The following is a 19,794-nucleotide window of genomic DNA, read 5'->3' on the forward strand; positions in this document are numbered from 1 at the left end:
CCCGAAAGGCCTGCAAGAAGGTTTGTCACATGCCCGTTGCAGACACCTGCAAGAATATGATATAACAATGTATTCATGTATCCTGTTGTAATGAAAGTACACGCAACAGGTCATGTCTCTGCTGGCTGGAAGTCAGGGAAGAGGAGTGAGCCGGTTACGGTGATTCTCCCGCTGCCCCGCAGCCGTGAAGGGAACGAAAGCCCGGAGCAAGCCACTGTCCCGTTTTGCCGGGGTGGGAAGGCAGGCAAGTAGGTCAATGTAGTACGCCCTGAGCCGGAATACCTGTCCAGACCGGAAAGACTCAGAGTGAACTGTGCAGGATAATGAGTCCTGTCATAATACTCTGAATCATCACTCTGATTTCCCGAGGGAGGAAAAGAATGAGAGCCAAAATGCTCTTCTGTGTTATTGTGCTGCTCACCTGTTGCTTCCCTTTTCCCGTTCCTGTGTTTGCTGAACCGCCAAAGCGCATCGTCTCTCTTGCGCCCAATATTACCGAAATACTTTTTGCGCTTGGGCTCGGTGAACACGTCGTTGGTGTCACTGGTTTCTGTGACTATCCCGAAGCAGCCAGAAAAAAGCAGCAAGTCGGCGGAATGTCCAACCCTTCATTGGAGGGAGTCGTCTTGTTAAAACCAGATATTGCAGTTATGACTACTGACGGCAATCCAAAAGAGTTTGAAGAGAGGTTGCACTCACTTAATATAAGGACATATGTATTTAAAGCGCGGCGGCTTTCAGAATTACCTCAGGCTATAAGAGAAATTGGTTTAGCACTTGACGCAAAAGATAATGCTCATTCCCTCGCCAGCAAGATAGAGACCGCAATCAATAGATTGAAAACCAAGAGGCAGGAGACAAGCATTATCAAGTCACAGAGAAAAAAGATCCTCTTCATCATCTGGCCTGAGCCGTTGATAGTTGCAGGACCTGGTACCGTCATGGACGATGCAATTATTCTTCTCGGCAATGAAAACATAGCATCGAAAGCAAAGACCTTATACCCCAAATACTCTATTGAGGAGATTATTCATCAAGCACCTGATACGATAATTATTGGTAAGGGGCACGCAAATATGCATGAGGTTTCAGCAACACTTCTTAAGAGATTAAAAAGTGTCCCTGCTGTAAAAAACAATAAAGTTTTTTATGTAAGTGATAGTCTCTACAGACTCGGGCCAAGGGTTATCGAAGGCATTGCGGAGATAGCGGATAACCTTGAATGAACAGTCCGGATAACTGATGCAGGATTCTGAAGTGTGCGCTTCCCTTATTGGAACAGTGGTGTCAGGAAAAGGAAAGAAGGAAAACATATCATGAAGAAATCCTTTGTCGTCTTGCATATTGTACCGGAAAGAGTGTAAACGTGACCGGGTCTGATATTACAAAAATCCCGACATTCTTTGTGCTGGTTGGCCTTGTACAGGGGGCTATCCTGCTGACAACAGATTATTGTGCCGGAATTGTTTTTCATCCTGATCTTGTACCAGGGATAATACTGCTTGTACATGTCGTATTAAACAGAGGGCGACAGCTCTGCGGACTTGCCGGCACCTTTGATGCAATAGCAGCAAAAAAACAGGGTGCCCAGGATGCAGAAACACAGACTCGCCCGCTGAGACTCAGCCATTCTGTGACCGGACCTGCAGGCGTCACGGCGATAGTTTTCGCGTTGGGGCTGAAATACCTCTCCCTGCTCAACCTCACCCATTTTTTGCCTTTCACCTATTACTCTTCCCTCATCCTGCTTCCGGTAATCCCGAAATGGACAATTGTCATAAGCATGTTTTATGGAAAGCCGGCAGTACAGGATGGAATGGAAAGGAGCTTCCTGCACAGAAAAGGAGTGAAGAAGACCGCTATTTCGACCCTGATACTTGTTCTTTTATTTATCCTGCCCGGGCTGCTCTTCAGGGATTCCATGCCGGGCAATCAGCACATCTTTTTTGCTGCCCTCCTTATAACGTTGTATGGTCTGTGCCGGGTATTGGCACATTATTTTCATGCCCATTTAGGCGGACATAGAGGAGATACACTTGGTGCGACTGGTGAAATCGCAGAGATGAGCTTTTTGTTCATGGTAATTATATGGTCACGGTTATCTATTTAATACGGCATGGTGAGACAGAAGGTGCCGAGAAAAAACGGTACAAAGGGACGATAGATGTGCCTTTGTCGGGGCATGGTATCATGCAGATGGAACAGCTTTCGAGGTATATGGCAGGACTTTTTAAAAGCAGCACAAATTCTCACCCTGTAACGCAGAAGCCCCGATCCGCTGACGCCGGGGAGTTCCTGAGTGCAGTGTACTGCTCTGATCTGCAGCGGTCGATAAGGAGCGCCGAGATTATTGCAGGGCCTCACGCCCTCCGTCCTGTTCTTGTTCCGGCACTGAGAGAGAGAGACTTCGGCGTATGGGAAGGCATGTCGTTTGATGAAATTAAGGAGAAATACCCTGATGAATTCGATGCATGGGCAGACAATCCCCTGCAATTCAGCCCGGTGGGAGGAGAGAGTACCATTGAGGTACGTGAACGCGTAATGAATTCCCTCCAGGAAATTATTCACCGTCATCAGGGAGAACATGTCGCGGTAGTCGCCCACGGCGGGGTGAACAGGATAATCATCTGCCATTTGCTCGGAATACCGCTCGAAAACATCTTCAGGATCGAACAGGACTACAGTGCATTAAATATCTTTCAATACCATACAAACTGCCCTGTTGCACAACTCATCAACGGAACAGTGCACAGGCGGGAAAAAACGTAAATACCATATCTGCCATCGGCAGTGTCAGAGGTATGTGAGGGGAATCCCGTGCGAACCGGGAACTGCCCCGCAACTGTAAAGGGAACGAAAGCTCTCGGAAGCCACTGGCTATAACAGCCGGGAAGGCGGGTGAGTAGGAAGCCCTGAGTCAGGAGACCCGGAATACCTCACAACTCCCCCTTCGAGGGAAGAGGAGGTTAATTCATGAGACACGACACATCATGAGTAAGCAGGAGATTTTGCCGGTCGTTTCACAAAAAACTACCCAAGGAGAAACAAGTCATGCATATAGTATTTGCAATCTTTTTGCTCTTTCTGCTCATCTTCCCTGCATGGGCGGAAAATGCAATAAAACTGGAAGACGTGGTTGTCACTGCAACACGGATAGAGTCGCCGGTTGAAGATGTGCCGCAGGATGTGACGGTCATAACGAAACAGGAGATACAATCCGGCAGTTACCGGAATATCACAGAGATCATAAGAAATGTCACAGGCTTGAATGTGTTTGAATACGGCAGCACAGGATCCCCAGCTACACTCACCATAAGGGGTTCCACGGCAGAGCAGGTGCTGGTCATGGTTGACGGCAAACGGATCAATAAGCCGGGGGATGGCCTGGTCGATTTCAATTCGCTTTCCCTGCCGCTTGAATACATTGAGAGAATCGAAATACTCAGAGGTGCCTCATCTGCGTTGTACGGCGCAGAAGCGATGGGCGGCGTCATTAATATCATCACCCATGTTCCCGACGAACCCTGCACGAATCTCGCAGCATCATACGGCAGATTTGCGACGAGGGATATCCGGTTCAGCACTTCGGGAAAATTCGGGAGGCTGGGGTATTTTCTCTCCCTGTCAGAAGAAAACTCATCGGGGTTCAGGACTAATTCGGAGTATACAAGCGATGCGGTAAACGCCAAGCTCACCTTTGACATTGCCAAAAACATACGTGCTGATGTCACGGTCGACTACACCCACAAAGAGGCGGGGGCACCGGGGTCTCTGACATGGCTGACTCCTTTTGCTGAACAGACGGATGAGACATTCAATGCAGGTCTGACGCTTGCATATAAAGAGACTCTCGCACGGCTTTACAGCCATAATGCAAGGATCCGCTATCTCAATCCCGGGAGTGAAGACAATACCCACAGAAATCATGTCAAAGGAATCGATCTGCAGCACAGCATCGCCCTCGGGTCGTCGAACCTGCTCACAGGAGGGGTAGAGCTTCTCGAAGAAGATATCGACAGCAGTGACAATATCAATGCTGCCGGTTCCATAGGCAGGCGCAGCAGGACAAGAAAGGGAATATTCATCCAGAATGAATCAGCGGTGACAGAAAAACTCCTCTTCATACTCGGGGCAAGATACGACGACATCGGCTCTCACCGCAGAATCAGTCCAAAGGCATCTTTTCTGATAAAACTGCCTTATCAGTCAAGCCTCTCCATGTCCGCAGGAAAAGGGTTCCGTGTCCCGGCCATGAATGCCCTTTACTGGCCTGACACCGGCTGGGCTGCAGGGAATCCCGACCTCAGGCCCGAACAGTCAACTGAATATGAATGCAGCATCCGGAAGGCGTTCGACACCACCGGCAATCTCAGGATTGTCGCATTCGAAAAAAGATCGAAAGACCTCATCCAGTGGCAGGAGACCAGTCCGGGAAGATGGTCGCCGGAAAATGTTTCCAGGGCACGGGTACAAGGCTTTGAGGCAGACGGAGAAGTCCGTATCAGCATAGTGCGTTTGGGTCTTAATTACACGTTCATGGATCCGGAAGACAGGACGACAGGCAAAAAAATACGGTTTGGCACACGGCACCAGATAAAGGGAACTGTTTCTCTGCATCCCGCAAAAGGCACAACACTTTCAGCAGAGTGGATGTATGTATCACACTATGTGGTCCAGCCTGGAGACCCCCGCTGTTATTTCCTTCTGAATGGAAAACTCAGCCAGAAGATCCCATTTTCCGGAGGAACAGCCGAGATTTTCATCACGGGGAAAAATATTCTGGACAGGGACTTTCAGACAATCGTGGGATATCCGATGCCACCTGTGCAATTGTTTGGAGGAATGAGTATCAGTTTCTGATGCTGAAAGAGAGGTGCCGAACGCGGTAATGTGGTGTCCCCGCCCTGCCTTCCGTGAGGAGGAACAGGGTGGGGATAGCAGATATGGAAACACACAATATCAGAATGCCTCCTCTATTTTTTTGCACAGCAACTTCCTTACCTCAGGATCAAACAGAATAGATGCATGGTTGTGATCAAAGATAAAATGCTCATCAGCCCATGAAAGCCGTGAACTCTCCAAAGACACAAGGCCATCTCCCCTTCCCTTTTTCATCTCATCGGGATAATACTTTTCCGGGATAACCCGCTCGAACACATTGGGGAAAGAAAAATTCCGGATGCGGAAAAGCGTCGGGTTAGTGCCTCCAAGAGAGATATACCATACACCGTTCAATCGTCTGTCATGCAGGGTCCTGAAAAAATTGGAGCCGGGAAGCAGTTCTTTCAGGGACCTGCTTTTCAGAAACTCCGATACCCGCTTCACAGCAAAGGCAAGAGACCCCTTTTCTCCGGACGGGAACAACGGATCCAGTGCCCTTGCAAGCGGCGTTACATATGCAGCGACGCGGGCGACGGAACTGCCATAATGAGGAGTAGAGATCGTAATAATCCCCTTCACCGAACTGTCTTCTTCGGTCAGATACTTCCGCGCGACAAGACCTCCCCTGCTGTGGCCGACGAGGATAAGGCCAGACCTTGTCATTGTGCGTGCGATTTTGGCGATCTCCCTCAACTCCTGGACTGCAGACTCGATGGGACCGGCCGGTCTCCGCTGACTCCACGTAACCATATTGTAATCCCTGGATTGCAGATCATCAAAAAGCGTGGAAATCCTTTCCGTTCGCTTTTTCCTGTTCCCGCCGAGCAGAATGCTGAGAGGACACAACCCTCCCAAGATGCGTGAAGCAGAGGGATCTACCCAGATATTCCTGTCCATGCCGAGGCCGTGGATGAAGATCACAGCAGGTTTATCATCACTTCCCTTGCAGGATATCTCTTCGAGTTTCATTCCCTTCAAAGACCAAGGTCAACAGGAACAATGCCACTGAACTCACTGCGCCCTTCAAGACACTTCATTACCGCATCCTGAGCCTGTTCCGTTGCCTCATAGGCGGCTATGAGAACCCGGGCGTCCCTGAAATGACGCAGGACATAGGGGCTTCCGAACGATATGACGACCGAACATCCTGCCTGCTGTATGAGCCGCAGGATTTTTTCCTTCTCCGCATCGCTGATTCCGGAACTCCCTTTCCATGCAGCAACGCTGGTAAATACCGCAAATACAGGACAGCGGTTTTCAAGTGATATCTCTTCATCGATCGTCGAAATGCGGGGAAAATATTTCCGGACAGACGATAGTGCGTACAGTTCAGGGTCACCCGCCAGTACCAGATGAAGCCTGCGTTTATCAGCAGCAGGAACTTCCCCTATGGTGCCCTGCACAAGACTGATTGACTTCTGCACAATCTGTGCAGAGATTTCCATATTTTTCCGGTAGTCGACTTCGCGTCCGGCAGCATCATGAAGACGGGTCTTTATTGCTGCAATACGGGCATACGCGGCTTCTGTCTTTTGCCGGAGTCTTCCCTCAGCAGCGACCGCCGCGAGCAATTCCTTCGCCGTTGCATCAGGATCAGCAGGATGAAGGAGGATATCAGCACCCGCCTCTATACAACGCGCCGGAACATTTGCGATGTCATTCAGGGCACTCATGATCAGGGCATCTGTCAGGATAAGTCCCTCAAACCCGAGTTCGTTCCGCAGGAGGTCCGTGAGTATTTTTCCGGACAGACTCGCAGGGTTGGCATCAATGGATGGGATGCTTAAATGCCCGACCATGATACTGCCCGCCCCTGTCCTGATCGCCTCCCTGAAGGGGGCGATATCCGTATCCATTAAATCCTCCCTGGATTTCCTGATGACAGGAAGACGGATATGGGAATCTGTGGAGGTATCGCCGTGACCGGGAAAATGCTTGGCAGAAGTAATGAGCCCTGCTCTCTCCAGAATCCTGATATACTCCGACCCGAACCATGCCACGCGTTCCGGATCATCTGAAAAGGCCCTCGTACAGATAATGGGGTTATCCGGGTCTCTGTTGACGTCAAGAACCGGGATGAGCGGCATGTTGATCCCCATATCCCCGGCTTCTTCGGCAAGCACCCTGAGTGATTCCCTGAGCAGAAAGACATCATCCGGCCTGCTAACGTCAACGGCAGCGGAAACCGCCATCTGACAGGGCAGCGGTGTAGTCCCCTGTATCTGCTGGCAAATCCCCCGTTCGACGTCGGATGCAATAAACAGGGGAACCTCTGCTGATGCCTGCAAATCACGGATAAAGGATTTTACTTCCTCTTTCCAGCCGCCGAAGAGAATAAACCCACCGATTCCTCTTTTCACGAGCCCCAATATCTTCTCCCGGTAAAAGGCCTCCCGTATTCTTTCCCCGTCAAGCCTGCTGATGATCAGCTGATATATTTTTTTTTCTGCTGGTAACTGTCCGGCGTTCTTGTGAGTCGGCATAATGCAGTTTATCAGATCGGTGCAGTCAGGAACAATAACCCTGATGTCTTATCATCAATGACCTTACCCCGCGCGCCGGAAAGGATGTGCCGGGGATTGCACAAAAATACCTATTTGAAAATAGGTCTAAATCTGATAGAATTACTCAAAATTCAAACTTGAGGAACATAAATGGCACTGGCGAAGATCCTGCTCGTTGAGGACGACAAGATGCAGGCAAAATTCGCAAAGGAATTCCTGGAGACAAACGGGTACCAGGTTATTCTGGCAGAAAACGGTAAATCCGCAATCAAGTTCGCAAAGACAGAGAATGTGGATATCATACTGCTCGACCTCATGCTGCCGGACATGAACGGCAATGAAGTGTGCCGGTGGCTGAAACTGAATCAGGATACCAAAGGAATACCCATCATCATGCTGACGGTAAAAAACTCCACGATGGAAAAGGTCGAAGGACTGAAGGCAGGTGCTGACGATTATCTCTCAAAGCCCTATAAAGAAGTCGAACTCAACGCCCGCATATACGCCTCCCTGAGAACAAAGGCGTTGCAGGATGAACTGAGGAAGAAAAACCGCGAACTTGAGGAAATCCTCTCGAAGGTGGAATTCCTTGCGATCACCGACCCCCTCACGGAACTCTTCAACAGGAGGCACTTTGAAACCATTATTGACAATGAATTCAACAGGTCAGAGAGATATAAAACCCCGCTTTCCTGCCTCATGATAGACGTTGATCACTTTAAAAGCATCAATGATGCGTTTGGCCACCGTGCAGGCGACTCGGTTCTGAAAGAAATCGCGGAAATCATCAAAAGCTGTCTGAGAAAAGTCGACACGCTGGCACGATGGGGTGGCGAGGAGTTTGTTGTCCTGCTCCCGAAAACAGACAAGGAACACTCTCTTCATGCTGCCTCCAGGATTCTCTCATCCATCTCGAATCATCAATTCCCCGGTATTGACAGAAAGATTACTGTCAGTATTGGCATTGCAAGCATCCCCTCTTCTTCGCTGGACACTTCCGAGAAACTTGTGGATGCTTCAGATGCGGCACTCTATCACGCCAAAGCAGGGGGAAGAAACCGGATAGAAATGTCTTAATGATCGCTATTGTTAAGCAATCATTAAAATAAAACTTTTTTATTAACTTTATTTACAAAAAACAGTTTTTATGCTATTTTAGGGTATGTGGTCTGTGCTGAATGAAAATCCTACCCGGGAAAAGATCATTATTCTTCTGAAAAAAAGAGGGTCTACATCAATCGACGACCTCAGCAGGGAACTGAATATCACCTCCATGGGCATCAGGCAGCATCTCCTTTCTCTGGAAAGAAGGGGCCTTATCGATTATGTGGCAAAACGACAGGGGATCGGCAGACCTGCCTTTCTCTACAGGCTTACCGACAAGGCAGATGAACTCTTTACCAAGGCATATGACAGCTTCCTTGTAAACGTATTCAAGGATATCGAAAAACACGATGGCCGTGAAAAGATAGACGAGATATTCAAATGGCGTAAGAACAGGATATTCAAGGAAGCAAGAGAAGCCCTTGCGGAAAAAAAGACCGTTCAGGAACGGATCAACGGCATGAAAGATATCCTTGAATCAGAGGGGTACCTGGCCGAACTCGATGACAGCAGCAACTCCTTTATCATGCGTCTTTACAACTGCCCGATCTTTAAACTTGCACACGAATTCAGAGAGGCCTGCCGGTACGACCTCCAGATGTTCCGCGAACTCCTCGGGAAAGACGTCAATCGTGAATCTTGCATAACCGACGGCGACACTTCCTGCACCTATACCATACCCAAACACATCCCGAAAACCTGAAGATCCGCCGATAACTTCACCCCATCAGGTTCTCTCTTTCCCTTCATAACAATCGTCACCTTGCATTTTGAGACGACAATCCCGGTATTCCGGCAGCATATCCAAAATATCCTTTTTTTAAGAATATTTATATAATTAATACTAATAAACCGCATGAGAAATTTTCCCTTGCCATAAGGTACCGTTTTATTTTATCTTAAAGTTATAAAAAAATAACAATAACAAGGAGGGATTGTTACAGTTATTGTGCAATTGCCTGCCCTGTTGGTGATAAGGTGAACATGTTGATCCGGCAAGTTAGATCTTTTGGGAGCTTACGTAAAGAGTTGGTGTGCATGTCTCCCTTGGGGAGAAAGCCTGAAGACTCTTTCAGGGCACCCACCTATTTTATAGGCGGATCTAATTTCTCCTTACACGGCAGGGTGGGTTTATTCAACCAGACTGGGTTCGTACGGCTAAGACCTTTTTGGAGGATTTTACATAAATGTATCATAGAGAGCAAATGGAAATTTGTATGCAAAATCAACAATTTCTCACCTCCAAAAATGCTTTCCGCCTTCTAATCCAGCCTGACAGGTAATCTTCAGAAAAAAGACAAAAGAAAGTCTTTGCGTCATCAGGATTCCCTCAACTGATGAAAAAGATTGAGGAAGGGGGTTTTGCATACATGGAACTCTATTTGTTGATTGGCATACTTGCTGGTGTTGCAGTTGGTTTGGCTATTACTCTTGTATCGCAGGCGCAGCTGAAAACAAAGCGGGCAGCTCTCGAGCAGGAAAGGGCAAAAGCACTTGAAAATGCACAGAAGGAAGCTGAAAGCATCAGGAAAGAGGCGCAAGTTGAGGCCAAAGATATGGTTTATCAGGCAAAGTCCGAAGTTGACAAGGAACTCCGCGAACGACGCTCTGAACTGAACCATCTCGACAAAAGATTACGGCAGAAAGAGGAAGTGCTTGACAGGAAATTTGAACAGATCGAAAAAAGAGATCAGGAATTAAACAAAAGGGAAAAAGACTACGTTGCAAAGGAACGGACCATCCAGGACAGGGAAAATACCTACAACAAGTTAATCAGGGAACAGACAGAACTTCTTGAAAAGATATCCGGCCTGAGTTCCGACGATGCAAAGAAAGAGCTTCTCAGAAAAATCGAAGAGGAATCACAGTTTGAATCAGCAAAACTCGCCAAGAAAATCGAGGACGAGGCAAGGGAACATGCAGAGAAAAAGGCAAAGGAAATAATAGGTTTCTCGATACAGCGATATTCAAGCGATTATGTGACTGATACGACGGTATCCTCGGTGAGCCTTCCGAATGACGAGATGAAAGGAAGAATAATCGGCAGGGAGGGACGCAATATTCGGGCATTGGAGGCTGCAACCGGGGTCGACCTGATCGTTGACGATACCCCGGAGACAGTAACCCTGTCTGCCTTTGATCCGGTCAGGCGGGAAATCGCAAGGATTTCCCTTGAGCGCCTGATAACCGATGGAAGGATTCACCCCACAAGGATTGAAGAGATTGTCGAAAAAGTCAAAAAGGAAATCGAAACCCATATACGGGAGGAAGGCGAAAAGGCTGTCTTCGACTTCGGATTGTCCGGCATCCATCCTGAACTTATCAAACTGATCGGGAGGCTGAAATACAGAACCTCATACGGCCAGAATGTCCTCCAGCACTCGAGGGAGGTCGCGTATCTGGCCGGCATGATGGCCGGAGAATTGCGGGTGGACATGAAACTTGCAAAACGGGCAGGCATTCTCCACGACATCGGAAAGGCAGTCGATCATGAAATCGAGGGCTCCCACCAGGAAATCGGTTCGAACATCGCCAGAAAATATGGAGAAAACCACAAAGTAAGCAATGCCATACTGGTCCACCATGGCGAAGGAGACCCCATGACCGTTGAGGCTGCGCTTGTTGCCGCGGCAGATGCGCTGTCAGCAGCCCGCCCGGGTGTCAGAAAAGAGAGCATAGAGAATTACCTGAAGCGTCTTGAGAAGCTCGAACAGATGGCCCTTTCCTATAAAGGGGTCGATAAATGTTACGCAATACAGGCAGGACGTGAAATCCGGATTATCGTGAAACCTGAAGACGTCAGCGACGAAATATCCTCGATGATTTCAAGAGAACTTGCCAGGAAAATTGAGTCCGAAATGACGTATCCCGGACAGATAAAGGTAACGGTCATCAGAGAGTCCAGGTACGTGGAATATGCAAAGTAATGCTTTTGCCGGCACATTCCCCATAGTTTCAGAATCCCAGCGTTACGGGGATGCGCAAAAGAACAGCAGCAGGCAGAGAAGCTGTTCACAGTGAAGATACTCTTTATCGGTGATATTGTCGGCAAGACCGGCAGAAATGCGACAAAGACCTTGCTCCCTGCTGTTGTCAGCAGGTACAAGATAGACCTTGTGATCGCAAACGGTGAAAATGCCGCAGGCGGTTTCGGCATAACCGATAAAATAGTCGCTGAGATCCTTCATTCCGGAGTCCATGTAATCACCACGGGAAACCATGTCTGGGACAAGAAGGAGTTTATCCCCCAGATTGCGAAAGAGAACAGGGTCCTCAGACCGCTGAATTATCCTCCAGGAGTACCGGGGTACGGCAGTATTCTGCTGACCCTGCAAGACGGCACTAAAGCAGCGGTCATCAATCTCTCCGGGCGTGTCTTCATGTCGAACATGGACTGTCCTTTCAGAGTTGGAAAAGCAGAGGTCGAGAGGCTTGCTGATTTGACGAGAATCATCATCATTGACTTTCACGCAGAGGCAACCTCAGAAAAAATCGCGTTCGGGCATTTCATGGACAGCAAGGTGAGCGCTGTCATCGGAACCCATACCCATGTGCAGACCGCCGATGAGAAGATATTGCCGGGAGGCACCGCCTATATTACCGATGTCGGCATGACAGGGCCTGACGATTCGGTCATCGGCATTGAAAAACAACAGATCATAGAACGGTTCCTGACAAATATGCCGATGCGGTTCGAAACGGCAAGGGGAGAGGGCATTTTTTCTGCGGCGGTCGTCGAAATCGATCAGGAATCAGGGAAGTCCTCTGCCATCCAGAGGCTGCAGCTCAGATATCCCTGACCCTCACTGTGTAATTCCGAACGTATCCCTGATATTTATTTTGCAGGTGTTTGTTGCGGCTTTGGAGTCGTCTGCTGCGGAGGCTGTTCCGTTTTCTGCGGTGTTACCGTAACCGCAGTATTCCCCTGAACTCCCTGAACCGGCCCGGTCGGAGGCGGTGTTGCCTGCTGCTGGGTTGCAGGAACTGACTTAACGACCGACCCGCTTTTAGAGGTAACGACCGCCAAAGTAAGCGACGTAATCATGAACACAACCGCCGCAACAGTCGTCATCTTGCTCATAAAAGATGCGGCACCGCGGCTTCCGAAAAGCGTCTGGCTGGAACCTCCAAAAGCAGCTCCGATTTCCGCTCCCTTCCCGCTCTGCAGGAGGACTACCGCAATAAGAAAAAAACAGACCAAAACATGCAAAATAATCAATAGAACCGTCATTCTTATCTCCTGAATTTTACTATTCTGGCAAAGCTGTCAGCCTTGAGACTTGCACCACCCACCAGGGCGCCGTCAACATCCCTGCAGGCCATCAGAGAATCCACATTCTCCGGAGTTACACTGCCACCGTATAGTATACATAATTCTTCCGCGCTATTTCCATACAATACCGCGAGCCGTTCCCTGATATAGGCATGCGCCTCCTGTGCCTGTTCAGGAGTTGCGGTCTTTCCGGTACCAATCGCCCATACGGGTTCATATGCGATTACTATACCGGAATGACCGATCCCTTCAAGTCCCTTTGCGATCTGTTCCTGAAGGACTGCAAAAGTCTTTTCATCCTCCCTCTCCTGCAGGGATTCACCAATACAGACGATAACATCGAGCCCATGCCTTTTGGCAGCCTTTATTTTTTTGTTTACTGTCTCATTATTCTCAAAAAAATATTGCCGCCTTTCAGAATGTCCGACAATCACATACCTGCACCCCGTATCACGCAGCATTAAAGGAGATATTTCACCGGTATATGCGCCTTTTTCTTCAAAAAACATGTTCTGTGCAGCAAGCCTGATATTTGAGCCTTTCAGCAGCTCCTCCGCCAGTGAGAGGTATGTAAACGGAGGTGCAATCACAATCACTACCCCATTCTCGTCTCTTACGGCAGGGATCAGCTGTGCGACAAACTCCCGTACCTCGGAAGTGTTCTTGTTCATCTTCCAGTTTGCAGCAATAATCGGCGTTCGCATGCTGATAATTTAAAAGAAGCACTGCATATTGTCAAGGAGATACCATGAAAGTACTTTAAAAAAAATCCTTTTATCAGTAAAATATCACCTGTTATTTAACCTGAAATCAATCAAAGGGGGTCAACGTGAACAGACAGATACTACTGAACGAAAAAGATATCCCGGTGCAATGGTATAACATCCAGGCAGACTTGCCGAATCCTTTGCCGCCGCCGCTCAATCCGGGGACAGGACAGCCGATAACACCTGATATGCTCGCTCCGGTATTTCCGATGAACCTTATAGAGCAGGAAGTCAGCACAGAGAGATGGATAAATATCCCGGATGAAGTGCTCGAAAAATATCTTATCTGGAGGCCCACGCCTCTGCACAGGGCCCATTTTCTCGAGAAGGCGCTCGGGACCCCTGCAAAGATATATTTTAAGAACGAGGGTGTGAGCCCTCCGGGAAGCCACAAACCGAATACTGCAATCGCACAGGCGTATTACAATAAAGTATTCGGCATTAAGAGGCTTGCCACCGAGACAGGTGCGGGCCAGTGGGGAAGCGCTCTCTCTTTTGCATGCAACCAGTTCGGCCTTGAATTGAAAGTCTACATGGTCAGGATCAGCTACAATCAGAAACCTTACAGAAGGCTCATGATGGAAACGTGGGGCGCGAAATGCGTGCCCAGCCCGAGTCCTGATACGAATGCAGGAAGGAAGTTCCTTGAACAGAATCCCGAGCACCCCGGAAGCCTGGGCATCTCCATCAGTGAAGCGATCGAGGATGCAGTCACCACACAGGACTCAAGATATTCACTCGGAAGCGTGCTGAACCATGTGCTGCTGCACCAAACGATCATTGGGCTTGAAGCGCATAAACAGCTCGCATCCATCGGAAAATATCCTGACGTCGTCATAGGATGCGCCGGCGGCGGAAGCAATTTTGCAGGGATAGCTCTGCCGTTCGTGAGAGACAAGATACACGGGAAACAGGTACATATCATCGCCGCAGAGCCCAATTCCTGCCCTACCATGACAAAAGGCACCTATACCTATGACTTTGGAGATACTGCCGAGACTACTCCTTTGCTAGCGATGCATTCACTCGGCCATGGCTTTGTGCCTGCCCCTATCCATGCAGGAGGTCTCAGATACCACGGGATGGCACCCATTATAAGCAGACTGGTTGTGGACAAACTGATTGAGCCCAGAGCCTATTCCCAGCTGGATACCTTTGCGGCGGGAGTAATGTTCGCAAGGACAGAAGGGTTCATCCCTGCCCCTGAAACAAACCATGCAATCGCATGCACGATCGAAGAGGCGCGGAAGGCAAAAGAAGAAGGCAAGGAGAAAGTGATCCTCATGAACTGGAGCGGACACGGCATCGTCGATCTCGCTGCATATGACGCATATCTTTCAGGCAAACTCGAAGATTATGTACTGCCGGATGAAGATATCAAAAACCTTCTGAAGGACCTCGAAAAGTTTCCAAAACCTTAAAATGCAGAGAAGGGGGGATCTAATTCCCCCCTTCTCTGCATGTTCTTCCGCCTCACCTGGCCTGTATTTTTCATAAATATCTTCCTCAATACAGATGAGATGCGGTATCAGCGAGGATTTACAGAGTGTTCGATACCTTAAAGCGAAGAATATTCTGTACCTCGGAGGTCTGCAGAGCAGACCGAGAATGAGCGATGATCCTGCATCTCATCTGCTATTCAACGCTCTATGAATAATCTGGGCTGATATTATTCTGTCCTTCATAAAGGTACCAGGCACCCTCTTTGTGCACACACCTGTGGTATCCTATGGGTATGAACATGTATTGCAGCCAGCTGGGCATGCTGATTGAGTTCACTTACTGTTCGTCGATGAATGATGGGCTTCCCTGCAGGAATATCATCGGATGCTGGAAGGAAAAAACGAATATCATTGCATTCCTCCGGGGAAATTTTTCTGATGAAGAATTGCGGAAAGTCTTTTCCAAACCGCCGAAATCACGCATAGACCGCATCGTAGAATCAATCAAACCGCAGGAGTAAAGGAACACCTTCGTTTTTGAGCGGATTCCGTATCCGGCGCTCGGCATACTTCTCGCGCCGGAGGATATTCTTTATCACAGCCCCCCCTACCTGGGTAGTATTGATTTAGAGCTCCCGACCTCCCATAATTATATTATACATAGTGTTTTGTTGATTTAATAACATTTCTCACTAAATCAATAACTTGCAAGGATTTTGCGCATGAAAAACAGGGAAGAAACATCACGGGCAGCAGAGAGGATCAGGCATCTTTTGGCGGTGATTGCGGTTATCGTCACGCTCTACTATCTTTACTGGAGGGTTACTGAAACCTTTAATCCCAATGCCATGTTCTTTTCATGGGCCCTTTTCGGTGCCGAGGTTTTTGGTGCCGTCACGACCTTTCTTTTTTATTTTGTGGTATGGAACCCGCTTAAACGTAAAGCCCCGCCTCCCGTCACCGGTGCAACTGTTGACATCATGATACCGACAAAAAATGAGTCTGTAGATCTGCTGCGGAAAACTCTTCTCGCATGCAATGATCTGAAATATCCTCACCGCACTATTGTCCTGGATGACGGAAAGCGTCCTGAAGTAAAAACGCTCTGTGAAGAACTGGGCTGCGTCTATCTCGCAAGGGAAACCCATGAACATGCGAAGGCCGGGAACCTCAACTTCGGACTGCAGCATTCGACTGCTCAATATGTCGCCATCTTCGATGCAGATCATGTTCCCCTTCCCCATTTCATCGACCGGCTCATCGGGTATTTCAGGGATGAAAAGGTCGGGTTTGTCCAAGCACCCCAGGAGTTCTATAACATCGATTCGTTCCAGCACAGGACCGATCCCAAAAAGAAAATGATATGGGGAGAGCAATACCTGTTCTTCTCCCTTATCCAGCCGGGAAGGGACCGATGGAATGCCGCCTATTTTGTCGGCAGCTGCGCGGTCATCCGAAGAAATGCCCTCGATGACATCGGGGGTTTTGCCACAGGTTCGATCACAGAAGACATGCTCACCTCCATAAAGCTCCATGCAAAAGGCTGGTCATCCGTCTATCATAATGAGAACCTCGCGTATGGCATCGCTGCCGAAACTCTCAAGCCCTTTCACATTCAGAGGCAGCGGTGGGGTGTGGGAAGCTGGCAGGTATTCGTAAAGGCAAATCCCCTTCTGCTCAAGGGACTGAGTTTCCGTCAGAGTCTCTGCTACCTCTCCTCAATGATCTACCCTCTGGAAAGCATCCAGAAGATCATCTTCTACCTTACGCCGCCGGTAGCCCTTTTCACCGGCGTGCTTCCGATGAAGGCGCTCGACGTCAATTATCTCATGCACTTCATTCCTTATTTCATAATCTCTATCCTCGGGTTCAATGAAATGGCGAGGGGGTTTGGCGGCCAGATCATGCTTGAGCAGTTCAGCATGGGAAAATTCTTCACCTATTTCAAGACGATGATAATCCCCTTTCTCCCGAAGAAGAGCAAGGAATTCAAGGTCACGCCAAAGTCGGAACTCGGGCATGCCCCGGTTACCCTTATCATGCCCCAAATGCTCATACTGCTTGCAAGTCTCGTCGCGATCTGCTGGGCGCTCGTCGAACTGCTCATCGGGCGGCGCAATGACAGCTTTATCGTCGCGGTCAACTGTTTCTGGGCGCTCTATAACAGCGGACTTGCGCTGGCCATTATTCAGTACGACTACAAAAAACTTGTTCAGCGCAGGGAGCGGTTCAGGATGCCCGATACGCTCCCTGTGTATTTCCAGTCAAGGAATGGAACACGGTCTCCCCGAAGCCTCGCGGTTGCCGACAACATCACTGAAGACGGTCTTTCCATTCTGACAATAGGACAGGTTCCGGCAGGACAGCACGTGAATATCGATTTACTGCTTCCGAACTCTGTACTCAGCCTGCAGGGGAAGGTAGTGCAGGAGAAGAGCATATCAGCGGAACAGCACAAGGTCTCTCATCTCGGCGTGCATTTCAACAATATGCCGCAGCAGACAAAGGATATGCTTTCGCGCTATCTCCATGAATCGGCAATCACGAAGTACATGAAAGAATACTCAACCAGATATAAAACGTATCTGGAGATGCGGCTGATGGGCAGGAAGCATTTCCGCGACCGTGCATACAGGGCGATTGCATACCTTCCGGTTGTCCTCAGCACCGGTGAAGGACATGAGACATATGCGGTGATGAAAGATATCTCTGAATCCGGAATTCTGCTTGCTTCACGGGTATTGATTCCCCCGGGAAGCAGGGTCTCCATGCATGTCATGCTCGGGGAAGAAATTCTCGAACTCGGGGGGACGGCAGTGAGGGATTTGCCATACGGAAGCGAGGATTATCCTGAATATCTCGTCGGTATTCATTTCACTCCTGATTCCCAGAAGAAAGTGCACAGCCTCCTCACAATCGCCGACAGGATAGGAAACTTCATATTCCCATGACCGCACAAGACAAATACTCCAGATACACCATCTGGTGCATCCTGATGTATGCGCTCATTATCACAGGCTGGCACCTGACCTACGGTTCCGTTTCATATATGGAAGCAATGAATATCTTCACGGGGAGACAGGTCCTCTCCGGGAATTTCGGATTTGAACCCCTTATGAACCTCGGATCATCACTCATACAGCCTCCCCTTGCAGCCATAGGCGATGCCGCAGGAGGCCTCTATGGCGCACGGGCTGTCAGCATGCTTTTCGGTATTGCCCTGACATGGATCATATATCTGACCGCAGGAATTCTGTTCACCGAAAAAAAGGGGCGGCTTTCCGCCCTGCTGTTCCTGTTCACCGGAACAGCGGTATTCGTTTCGGTGTCCGCAACAGGTGACATCATCGCAGCGTTCTTTCTCGGGATTTCGTTTTATCTCATCCTGTTGTCCGAGAAGAAACAGTCGGCGATTCTTTTGCTGGCCGGGGCGTCAGCCCTGTTTCTGGCCTCTGTCACGAAATATATCGCCGTCATTTATCTGCTTTCTTTCCTGGTCTTTGTTTTCTGGAGGTTTCCTCTGCTCAGGGCTCTGGTGTTCTTCTTTCTGCCACTTGCCGCCCTGCTCTCCCTGTACGGAACCCTTGTACTCTATCCCGCCATGGAATCAGTCATCAGGAGCTACCTTACCACCTATCAGCAGATTCCGTTCCCTGTACCTGATGCAGCGGGCTGGAACCTCCAGTGGGTAGAAATGCCGTATCTCCTTGCGATATTCGGCATGTTCCACAAGGAAAAAGGAAAAGACGCGATCATGCTCACCATCTTTTCCACACCGATTTTCCTGCTGTATTTTCTGAACGGCACCGAGCAGTCAATCGACAAGAACATGATTTTTTCCCTGGTGTTTCTGATCCATGCAGCTGCTCTTGGCGTCGACCATATGGGCAGTCTCTTTTCGTCCAATGTGCCGGCCTCCTGGGTAAAGCCGTTTTTTACTACAGCGGTACTGATTGTCATTTGGGTCTTCGGGATAAAACAGATTGCATGGTTCGAACAGCAGTATGCTAATCTGACGCCGGTGATTACCTTCCTCCAGCAGAAAGGCCATAACGGGATGACCGTTGTCCTTGATTCCAGCGCGCGGTACCAGGACTATGTCTACCGCTACTCGCTCGAAAAACAATTTCCTTCCGCACGCTTTATTCCTGCTCCTTTCAATGACAATGACAAGAGGGACGAGGTGCTCGCTGCAGCACAACCCGATTTTGTAATCTTCAACGAGTTCTATGTCGGCACCTATTTCTGGAAGGTTCCGATATATTATTACGACAAGGGGTTTGCCCTTGTGAACGAATTCCGGCTGCCATTCTGGACAGGGATTCAAAATGTCAATATCTTACGAGGAGGTAATGCATGAACCGTTCAGCTTTTTTGCTTGTGTTTCTTTTTCTCTCTTTTTTCCTTTCAGCCGATTCACATGCGATAGAAGGATTTTCTGGCTCGACATGGGGAGAACTCAGATATGAGCACCTTGCGAGGGGAGAAGGCGAATCCGACGTAATACTTCGCGGCTGGGTAAAACAGGGGATAGATTGGGCCAGATGGGGCAACACCAAAGTGAACACATACCTTACCGTACGCTATGTATGGGATTCCGAGAAGCTCGACTGGAATAATTCTCTCGGTCCGGGAGCAGGCATTGCAATCGATACCTATATCCCGAAAGGGCCTTATGTTTCATGGGGTGTCGAATACCTCTGGGACAGATTCTACCGGTCAGCCGAGACCGAGCAGAAAGTGGTGGTGTTCATGAACTGGTACGGCAACTGGGATCTTAAGAAAAAATAGGGTACGGAGAAGGATTTCAGGGAGATTCATAC

General features: G+C 49.0%; 17 protein-coding genes, 1 other RNA gene and 2 riboswitches. Of the genes, 14 read left to right on the forward strand and 4 right to left on the reverse strand.

What is annotated here, in order from left to right; translation table 11 throughout:
- Positions 1-91: 91 nt before the first annotated feature.
- Positions 92-305, forward strand: a riboswitch (cobalamin riboswitch).
- Between the two features lie 75 nt (positions 306-380).
- The 4 genes from AB1552_07290 (at position 381) to AB1552_07305 (ending at position 4,860) form a co-directional block, all read left to right on the forward strand.
- Positions 381-1,226 carry a helical backbone metal receptor gene (locus AB1552_07290; protein ID MEW6053575.1) on the forward strand — a complete coding sequence of 282 codons (846 nt, stop codon included), beginning with the start codon at positions 381-383 and terminating at the stop codon, positions 1,224-1,226.
- Positions 1,227-1,366: 140 nt separating this feature from the next.
- Positions 1,367-2,110, forward strand: coding sequence for an adenosylcobinamide-GDP ribazoletransferase (locus tag AB1552_07295; GenBank protein MEW6053576.1), 744 nt, complete (start codon positions 1,367-1,369; stop codon positions 2,108-2,110).
- The gene (cobC, locus tag AB1552_07300) at positions 2,089-2,769 is read left to right on the forward strand and encodes an alpha-ribazole phosphatase (protein ID MEW6053577.1); all 681 of its coding nucleotides are present in this window, start codon (positions 2,089-2,091) and stop codon (positions 2,767-2,769) included. The genes AB1552_07295 and cobC overlap by 22 nt, the downstream gene beginning before the upstream one ends.
- A riboswitch (cobalamin riboswitch) is annotated at positions 2,763-2,949 on the forward strand. (Overlaps the previous gene by 7 nt.)
- A 102-nt stretch (positions 2,950-3,051) precedes the next feature.
- Entirely contained in the window at positions 3,052-4,860 is a 1,809-nt protein-coding gene (locus AB1552_07305) for a TonB-dependent receptor (GenBank protein ID MEW6053578.1), read from the forward strand.
- A gap of 99 nt (positions 4,861-4,959) precedes the next feature.
- Here AB1552_07305 and AB1552_07310 read toward each other — a convergent pair whose 3' ends face one another.
- Together AB1552_07310 and AB1552_07315 are read right to left on the reverse strand one after the other, a co-directional pair.
- A complete protein-coding gene (locus AB1552_07310) occupies positions 4,960-5,850 on the reverse strand; it encodes an alpha/beta hydrolase (GenBank protein ID MEW6053579.1) in 891 nt (296 codons plus the stop codon).
- A 5-nt stretch (positions 5,851-5,855) separates the two neighbouring features.
- On the reverse strand, positions 5,856-7,364 hold the full coding sequence (locus tag AB1552_07315) for a glycoside hydrolase family 3 N-terminal domain-containing protein (GenBank protein ID MEW6053580.1): 1,509 nt from the start codon (positions 7,362-7,364) through the stop codon (positions 5,856-5,858).
- Positions 7,365-7,535: 171 nt separating this feature from the next.
- On the opposite strand from AB1552_07315, the gene AB1552_07320 reads away from it, so the two are divergent.
- From AB1552_07320 to AB1552_07340, 5 genes are all read left to right on the forward strand, one after another.
- Positions 7,536-8,462, forward strand: coding sequence for a diguanylate cyclase (locus tag AB1552_07320; protein MEW6053581.1), 927 nt, complete (start codon positions 7,536-7,538; stop codon positions 8,460-8,462).
- Positions 8,463-8,556: 94 nt separating this feature from the next.
- The gene (locus tag AB1552_07325; protein ID MEW6053582.1) at positions 8,557-9,192 is read left to right on the forward strand and encodes a metalloregulator ArsR/SmtB family transcription factor; all 636 of its coding nucleotides are present in this window, start codon (positions 8,557-8,559) and stop codon (positions 9,190-9,192) included.
- Positions 9,193-9,442: 250 nt separating this feature from the next.
- A non-coding RNA gene (gene ssrS / locus AB1552_07330) (6S RNA) lies at positions 9,443-9,625 on the forward strand.
- A 234-nt stretch (positions 9,626-9,859) separates the two neighbouring features.
- On the forward strand, positions 9,860-11,416 hold the full coding sequence (rny, locus tag AB1552_07335; GenBank protein MEW6053583.1) for a ribonuclease Y: 1,557 nt from the start codon (positions 9,860-9,862) through the stop codon (positions 11,414-11,416).
- A gap of 90 nt (positions 11,417-11,506) precedes the next feature.
- Positions 11,507-12,289 (forward strand): TIGR00282 family metallophosphoesterase, encoded by a 783-nt coding sequence (locus tag AB1552_07340; GenBank protein ID MEW6053584.1) that lies wholly within the window; start codon positions 11,507-11,509, stop codon positions 12,287-12,289.
- Between the two features lie 35 nt (positions 12,290-12,324).
- On the opposite strand, the gene secG is transcribed toward AB1552_07340, so the two are convergent.
- Together secG and tpiA are read right to left on the reverse strand one after the other, a co-directional pair.
- Positions 12,325-12,720, reverse strand: coding sequence for a preprotein translocase subunit SecG (gene secG, locus AB1552_07345; protein ID MEW6053585.1), 396 nt, complete (start codon positions 12,718-12,720; stop codon positions 12,325-12,327).
- A gap of 2 nt (positions 12,721-12,722) precedes the next feature.
- Positions 12,723-13,466, reverse strand: coding sequence for a triose-phosphate isomerase (gene tpiA / locus AB1552_07350; GenBank protein MEW6053586.1), 744 nt, complete (start codon positions 13,464-13,466; stop codon positions 12,723-12,725).
- Between the two features lie 125 nt (positions 13,467-13,591).
- Here tpiA and AB1552_07355 point away from each other — a divergent pair, with 125 nt between their 5' ends.
- The 5 genes from AB1552_07355 to AB1552_07375 all read left to right on the forward strand — a co-directional run bounded on the left by AB1552_07355 (position 13,592) and on the right by AB1552_07375 (position 19,762).
- Positions 13,592-14,950 carry a TrpB-like pyridoxal phosphate-dependent enzyme gene (locus tag AB1552_07355; protein ID MEW6053587.1) on the forward strand — a complete coding sequence of 453 codons (1,359 nt, stop codon included), beginning with the start codon at positions 13,592-13,594 and terminating at the stop codon, positions 14,948-14,950.
- Between the two features lie 341 nt (positions 14,951-15,291).
- On the forward strand, positions 15,292-15,492 hold the full coding sequence (locus tag AB1552_07360; GenBank protein MEW6053588.1) for a hypothetical protein: 201 nt from the start codon (positions 15,292-15,294) through the stop codon (positions 15,490-15,492).
- Positions 15,493-15,693: 201 nt separating this feature from the next.
- Positions 15,694-17,922, forward strand: coding sequence for a glycosyltransferase (locus tag AB1552_07365; GenBank protein ID MEW6053589.1), 2,229 nt, complete (start codon positions 15,694-15,696; stop codon positions 17,920-17,922).
- Positions 17,919-19,331 carry a glycosyltransferase family 39 protein gene (locus AB1552_07370; GenBank protein ID MEW6053590.1) on the forward strand — a complete coding sequence of 471 codons (1,413 nt, stop codon included), beginning with the start codon at positions 17,919-17,921 and terminating at the stop codon, positions 19,329-19,331. The genes AB1552_07365 and AB1552_07370 overlap by 4 nt, the downstream gene beginning before the upstream one ends.
- Positions 19,328-19,762: a hypothetical protein gene (locus AB1552_07375; GenBank protein MEW6053591.1), complete on the forward strand. Its 435-nt coding sequence runs from the start codon at positions 19,328-19,330 to the stop codon at positions 19,760-19,762. The genes AB1552_07370 and AB1552_07375 overlap by 4 nt, the downstream gene beginning before the upstream one ends.
- The last annotated feature ends 32 nt before the right edge of the window (positions 19,763-19,794 follow it).

It is taken from the genome of Nitrospirota bacterium, assembly GCA_040754395.1.
Classification (GTDB): domain Bacteria; phylum Nitrospirota; class Thermodesulfovibrionia; order Thermodesulfovibrionales; family SM23-35; genus JBFMCL01.